The 6,673-nt window shown below is 39.5% G+C and carries 4 protein-coding genes; 2 read left to right on the top strand and 2 right to left on the bottom strand.

The features are described from left to right. Window positions 1–252: 252 nt before the first annotated feature. Window positions 253–2,706, top strand: a complete 2,454-nt coding sequence (locus VB797_RS09685) for an ATP-dependent Clp protease ATP-binding subunit (RefSeq protein ID WP_323237462.1) — start codon at window positions 253–255, stop codon at window positions 2,704–2,706. A gap of 361 nt (window positions 2,707–3,067) precedes the next feature. On the opposite strand, the gene VB797_RS09680 is transcribed toward VB797_RS09685, so the two are convergent. Together VB797_RS09680 and VB797_RS09675 are read right to left on the bottom strand one after the other, a co-directional pair. Next, complete coding sequence (locus VB797_RS09680) at window positions 3,068–4,279, bottom strand: EAL domain-containing response regulator (RefSeq protein WP_323237461.1); 1,212 nt, start codon at window positions 4,277–4,279, stop codon at window positions 3,068–3,070. Between the two features lie 164 nt (window positions 4,280–4,443). After that, window positions 4,444–5,166 carry a molybdopterin-dependent oxidoreductase gene (locus VB797_RS09675; protein ID WP_323237460.1) on the bottom strand — a complete coding sequence of 241 codons (723 nt, stop codon included), beginning with the start codon at window positions 5,164–5,166 and terminating at the stop codon, window positions 4,444–4,446. A 249-nt stretch (window positions 5,167–5,415) separates the two neighbouring features. Here VB797_RS09675 and VB797_RS09670 point away from each other — a divergent pair. After that, window positions 5,416–6,673 (top strand): NAD(P)/FAD-dependent oxidoreductase (locus tag VB797_RS09670; protein WP_323237459.1); only part of this gene is annotated, 1,258 nt, incomplete at its 3' end.

Genomic DNA, 6,673 nt, shown 5'->3' with positions numbered 1-6,673 from the left:
CTCCCCATCCCCCAATCTCCCCATCCCCCAATCTCCCCATCCCCCAATCTCCCCATATCCTAATCTCCCCATCCTCAAATCTCCCCATCCCTTAAAACGGACGGCAACTACACCCTACAGCTTACGGCTCTCCTCACTGCCAGTGAATGTTAAATAAAGATACATTATCCTTAAGAAAAGTAGACAAATGTTCAGAAAAAAAGTGAATTTGATTTCACTGTTAACCGTTCAGCGAGGAAGCAAGAACCCATTATGTTTGAACACTTTACTTCCGAAGCAATTAAAGTAGTGATGCTCGCCCAGGAGGAGGCACGTCGTCTGGGACACAATTTCGTAGGCACGGAACAAATTCTCTTGGGGTTGCTGGGAGAAGAAACGGGTGTTGCTGCTAAAGTGCTGACGGATATGGGTGTGACTCTCAGAGATGCACGCCGCGAAGTCGAAAAAATTATTGGCAGAGGTTCTGGTTTCGTTCCACCAGAAATTCCTTTTACTCCTAAAGTTAAAACTCTATTCGAGCAGTCTTTTAAGGAAGCTCGTTCACTAGGACATAATTATATTGGTACGGAACACTTACTTTTAGGTTTAACTGAAGCTGGCGAAGGTGTTGCGGCTAAAGTACTGCAAAATTTAGATGTCGATTTGAAGCAGCTGCGTACTGCTGTGATTCGCCGTTTGGGTGAAGTTGCATCTGTTGGTGCTGGCATGGGTGGCGGTAGTACCAGACGCAATCAATCGACAACTTTAGAAGAATTTGGTAGAAATCTCACTAGATTAGCTGCCGAAGGTAAATTAGACCCCGTAATTGGTCGCGAGAAAGAAATTGAGCGTACCGTTCAAGTTCTGGGACGACGTACTAAAAATAACCCCGTATTAATTGGCGAACCTGGAGTTGGTAAAACTGCGATCGCCGAAGGTTTAGCGCAACGAATTTTTAATCAGGATGTACCCGATATCTTGCAGGACAAGCAAGTTATCAGTCTTGATATGGGTTCAATAGTCGCGGGTACTCGTTTCCGTGGTGATTTTGAAGAACGCATCAAGAAAATCATTGAGGAAATCCGTTCTGCGGGAAATATCATCATTGTGATCGATGAAATTCATACTTTAGTCGGTGCAGGTGGAATGGAAGGTGGTATGGATGCCGCTAATATTCTCAAGCCAGCATTAGCTAGAGGCGAACTTCAGTGCATTGGAGCGACCACATTAGATGAATACCGCAAGCACATCGAGCGCGACGCGGCTTTAGAACGCCGTTTCCAGCCAATCAAGATTGGCGAACCTTCTGTACCAGAAACTGTGGAAATTTTACAGGGTTTGCGCGGTGCTTACGAACAGCATCACAACTTAACCATATCCGATGATGCATTGGTTGCAGCCGCTGAGCTTGCCGATCGCTACATCTCAGATCGCTTTTTACCAGATAAGGCGATCGATTTGATAGATGAAGCTGGTTCAAGAGTGCGTTTGCGTAACTCGATGATTTCAGAGCATCGGGACTTGAAACGCCAAATTGTGGCAGCTGCCAAGCAGAAAAACGAAGCGGTTAAATTGCAGGATTTTGACAGAGCTGCCGAACTCCGTGACAAAGAGTTAGAGCTAGAAGTACAGCTACAAGAAGCACAAGCAGGCGTTGCTGTCAATAGACCTGTAGTTGACGAAGAAGATATTGCTCAAATCGTCTCTTCTTGGACTGGTGTACCTGTTAATAAACTCACCGAATCCGAGTCTGAGGTATTGCTGCATTTAGAAGATACCCTTCACCAAAGGTTGATCGGACAAGAGCAAGCAGTAACCGCAGTATCAAAAGCAATTCGTCGCGCTCGTGTTGGTTTAAAGAATCCCAACCGTCCGATTGCCAGCTTTATTTTCTCCGGTCCTACGGGAGTTGGTAAAACAGAATTAGCGAAATCCTTGGCTTCCTACTTCTTCGGTTCTGAAGAATCAATGATTCGCTTGGATATGTCCGAATACATGGAACGTCACACCGTTAGCAAACTGATTGGTTCACCTCCAGGTTTTGTCGGATACGATGAAGGCGGACAATTAACCGAAGCTGTGCGTCGCAAGCCTTATACGGTAATACTTTTCGACGAAATCGAAAAAGCGCACCCCGATATTTTCAATATGCTGCTGCAAATGTTGGATGACGGTCATCTGACCGATGCTAAAGGTCGCAAAGTAGACTTCAAGAATACTTTGATTATCTTGACTTCTAATATTGGCTCGCGAGTTATTGAAAAAGGTGGTGGTGGTTTAGGCTTCGATCTAGAAAACGAAGCAGAAGCTAACTACAATCGCATCAAAACGCTGGTTAACGAAGAACTCAAAAACTACTTCCGTCCGGAGTTCCTTAACCGTCTTGATGAAATTATCGTCTTTACGCAGCTTAAGAAAGATGAGATCAAAGAAATCGCCGAAATCTTGCTCAAAGAAGTTACTAGTCGCTTAGCTGAGAAAGAAATTAGCTTGCAAATGAGCGAAAGCTTCAAAGATCTAGTAGTGCAGCAAGGATACAACCCCAGCTACGGTGCTAGACCATTACGTAGAGCAATCATGAATCTTTTAGAAGATTCCCTAGCAGAAGCAATGCTCTCAGGTCAAATTACCCAAGGTGATACAGCGGTTGTAGACGTTGACGACGATGGTAAAGTCAGAGTTGTTAAAACCGAAAAAACCGCATTAGAGTTGGCAAATGTCAGCTAAAAGTTATACCAAGACCTATTTTGGTGGTAGCATTCGGATAACGCCCCTTTTTCAAACGCAAATCTACTCTTATCTTCTCAATGAACGGGTTTTAAGCCCGTTCCGGGAAGGAAGTAGATATACGCAGGGGAATGTAGAGAATATCAAAAGGCAAACGTTGTATGAAATGGTAACAACTCTTTTAACCCCCGGTAGCGATACTGGGGGATTTTTGTGTGTAATTATTTTCGCAAGTTTGAGCTTTGTTGCGATCTAACTTAACATATAGGTTTTAAAAATATTCTTAAAAAACTGATGATTATTAACTGGTTTGGTTGGGAGTTAGCACCCTAAAAGGATAAAAAAATTAAAGAATTTGAGCTTAAATATGCAACCTTTGCTTACTGGCTAACATTTGTTCAAAATCAGAACTTGGTAGAGGTTGAGTAAACAGAAAACCTTGCATCGCATCGCATCTAAGATCGCGCAAAATCTTGAGTTCGCTAACGGTTTCTACTCCCTCTGCGACAACCTTCAAATTGAGATTTTGTCCCATTTGAATTAAAGATTTAGTGATTGCTAACTTCTGACCATCTTCAGAGACATTATGTATAAAATAGTTGTCGATTTTGAGAATATCTAACGGTATTTGTTTCAAATAAATTAAAGACGAACTACCAGTACCAAAATCATCCATTGCAATTTTGACACCTAATGATTTTAATTGTTGGAAGATATCAATAGTTTTATTTATATCCTGCATCATTGTGGTTTCAGCAAATTCTAATTCTAAGTAGTGTGGTGCTAAATTATAAGTTGATAGTAAATTTGAAACTTTTTCAACGAAATTAGGTTGAGTATATTGACTTGCGGATATATTGACGCAGTTTGGTAAAGCATCTAAACCATTATCTAACCAAGTCCGTGTTTGTTTACAAACACTTTCTAAGATCCAATCGCTTAAAGGTATAATTAAACCCGTAGATTCCGCTAAAGGAATCAACTCCGCAGGGGAAACTAAACCCAACTTGGAACTCCACCAACGTATCAAACTTTCAACTGCAATCATCGCACCAGATTTGATATTAACAATAGGTTGATAATAAGTTTGAAATTCACGAAATTTACCTTCTTCGATAGTACGACGTAAAGTATTTTCTATAATTCGCATTTCCTTCGGGTATGCTTTCACTTCTGCATACGGAACAGGATTTTTGATAATTGCCGCTTGTCGTTGTAATCTGGTAGAAATTGCAGTTAACAATTCTCCCCGTGTAAATGGCTTAGTTAGATAATCATCAGCACCTAATTCCATTCCTTGACGTAAATCTTCTTTTGCAGAGCGGGCAGTTAAAAAGATAAATGGAATAGCAGAAGTGCTAAATTTATCGCGTAATAGGGCTAAAACAGCAAAGCCGTTGATTTCTGGCATCATCAAATCGCACAAAATCAAATCTGGTGACTCATTAATTGCTAAATCAACTCCTAATCTACCGTTGGGAGCAGCAATGGCTTCAAAATCTTCCGCTTCCAATAAATCTAAAATATTTTCGCGTACTGATTCTTCATCTTCGATTACTAAAATCTTAGTCATGATTTATCTCTAGTTGTAAATACTTGATCTGTGCCAAATAAATGTAAAATTTTTAATTTCCCCATTTTTTTTGGAAATCGTAATTTTACTCTGGTACATATCTATATACAGTTTTACAATTACTAGTCCTAAATTTGTATCGGTGATATTACCCTGTTTAGTATTTACAATCCCGCAAACCATTCATAACCTTGGTCTTCCCAATAGCCTTGACGGGGCAATAAATTACTAACTAAAGTGACTCTTGTTACCCATTTACTTTGTTTGTAACCAAGTTTAATTGGGGAAGATAAGCGTAAAGGCGCACCGTTGTCAACTGGTAAAGATTCGCCGTTTTTTTGATAAGCTAACAATGTTTGTGGATGTAAAGCTGAAGCGATGTCCCAACTAGAATAATAACCATCGGCAGATAGGAAATAAGCATATTTAACAGTTGATTTGGGTTGTGCGATCGCCACAAGTTCCCGCAAAGGAATACCACCCCATTGCACAATTGCAGCCCATCCTTCGACACATACGTGACGAATAATTGTAGAGGTTAACGGCAAGTTTTTAATATCTTCCATGCTCAAAGTTAAGGGATTTTCCACCTCACCATCAATAATTAAACGATATTTTTCTTGGTCGATATTTGGGGTAAATCTATATGTATTAACAATCAAAGCTTCCGGTTCTATTTGATTCGGAGAAAATTCCGGTACCAGCGTTTGCGGTTTTAATAATAAAGCTTGAAATTTTTGATTGAGCGGCTCGGAAAGCGTACCCACCACGTCTTCAAATAGGGGACTACCGCAGCCACCCAAAAGTAAACTGATGCTGGATAAACCAGAAATTTGCAATAATTTACGGCGTGTAATATGTAAATTTGGGTTGTGAGAAAAATTCATCTTTGTTACTCAATATATAAATTTAAAAACTCTGTGTTACTTTGCGTTGAAAAACATATTATCCTTATAAATCAAATTTTTTCGCTTTACCTTTTGCAATTTTATTGATTTTAACAATGGTATTAAGATTTGCTGCCGGAAGAATAAAAAAGCACTATCTGTAGCTTCATTTTGATAAAATTCTCTAAAACCGAGAGATTATCACAAAGATAAAATTGTAAGTGTTACAAAATCGGTTAATAAATTAATATGCGCTCATCACTATCGCAACACAACACTAATAATTATACTGCTATAGTTATCGGTGGCAGCATGGCTGGACTTCTTAGTGCAAGGGTTTTAGCAGATTATTTTGGTCGAGTTATTGTAGTAGAGCGCGATACTTTACCTTCTCTACCGCAAACTCGTATGGGTGTTCCCCAAGCAAATCATGCTCATATAATGCTTGCTCAAGGACACAGAATTCTAGAAGAACTATTCCCTGGGATAGATGCAGAATTAAGTGAAGCTGGTGCGCCTAAAATAAATTGGACTAAGGAATATGCAATGTTTAGTTATTGGGGTTGGCATCCGCGCATTGCCTCAGATTTAATTACTCATAGTGCTAGTCGGGCATTTTTAGAATGGTTGGTGCGTCGTCGTCTTTTAGGTTTTGAAAATATTAAGTTTCAGGACAAAACTCAAGTGGAGGGATTATTAAGTAATAGTCAAAATTCTCAAGTCACGGGAGTGAAGGTTTGTAATTCCTATGAGCATAAAGAAGAATTAATTGCAGATTTTGTTGTGGATGCTTCTGGACGTAATTCTCAAGTATCTAATTGGTTAAAGTCGATGGGATATCAATTACCGGAAAAAACTGTGATTAATTCGTTTTTAGGATATAGTACCTGTTGGTATGAACCTCCTCAAGATTTAGAAATAGATTGGAAAGCGATCGCAGTTTTTTACAAACCTCCTCATAAAAAGCATGGGGGAGTATTGGTACCTGTAGAAGGCAATCGTTGGGCTATAACTTTGGCAGGTATCGCTAAAGACTATCCACCTACTGATAATAACGGTTTTTTGGAGTGTGCGCGTAATCTACGTAATTCGGCCATTTATGATGCGATTAAAGATGCTAAACCTATTTCTAAAGTTTACAGTTATCGCCGTACAGAAAATTGCTGGCATCATTATGACAAATTAGCGCGTTTACCATCCAGTTTAATAATTATTGGGGATGCAGTTTGCGCTTTTAATCCTGTATATGCACAAGGAATGACAACTGCGGCTTTAAGCGCTTTAATTCTACAGAAATGTTTGCATAAGCAATTTAAGGATTCTCAATTTGAAGCAAAAGGATTGACTCGATATTTTCAACAAAAATTAGCTGAGATGTTAAAAACTCCGTGGTTAATGGCAACAAGTGATGATTGTCGATGGGAAACTACTGTAGGCGGAAAACCCGATAGAATAACTCAATTCATGCACAAATATATGGATGAAGTAATTTTATTATCGGTGCATC

Origin of the sequence: Rivularia sp. UHCC 0363, from assembly GCF_034931125.1 — a bacterium.
Lineage (GTDB): Bacteria > Cyanobacteriota > Cyanobacteriia > Cyanobacteriales > Nostocaceae > Rivularia.
Note: the sequence above shows the minus strand (reverse complement) of the source record. Positions and strands in the feature narration are given on the sequence as shown.

Bases quoted from the DNA above. Each gene is read 5' to 3' on its own strand.
- VB797_RS09680 (WP_323237461.1), bottom strand. From the start codon at position 4,279: ATGACTAAGATTTTAGTAATCGAAGATGAAGAATCAGTACGCGAAAAT.
- VB797_RS09675 (WP_323237460.1), bottom strand. From the start codon at position 5,166: ATGAATTTTTCTCACAACCCAAATTTACATATTACACGCCGTAAATTA.
- VB797_RS09685 (WP_323237462.1), top strand. From the start codon at position 253: ATGTTTGAACACTTTACTTCCGAAGCAATTAAAGTAGTGATGCTCGCC.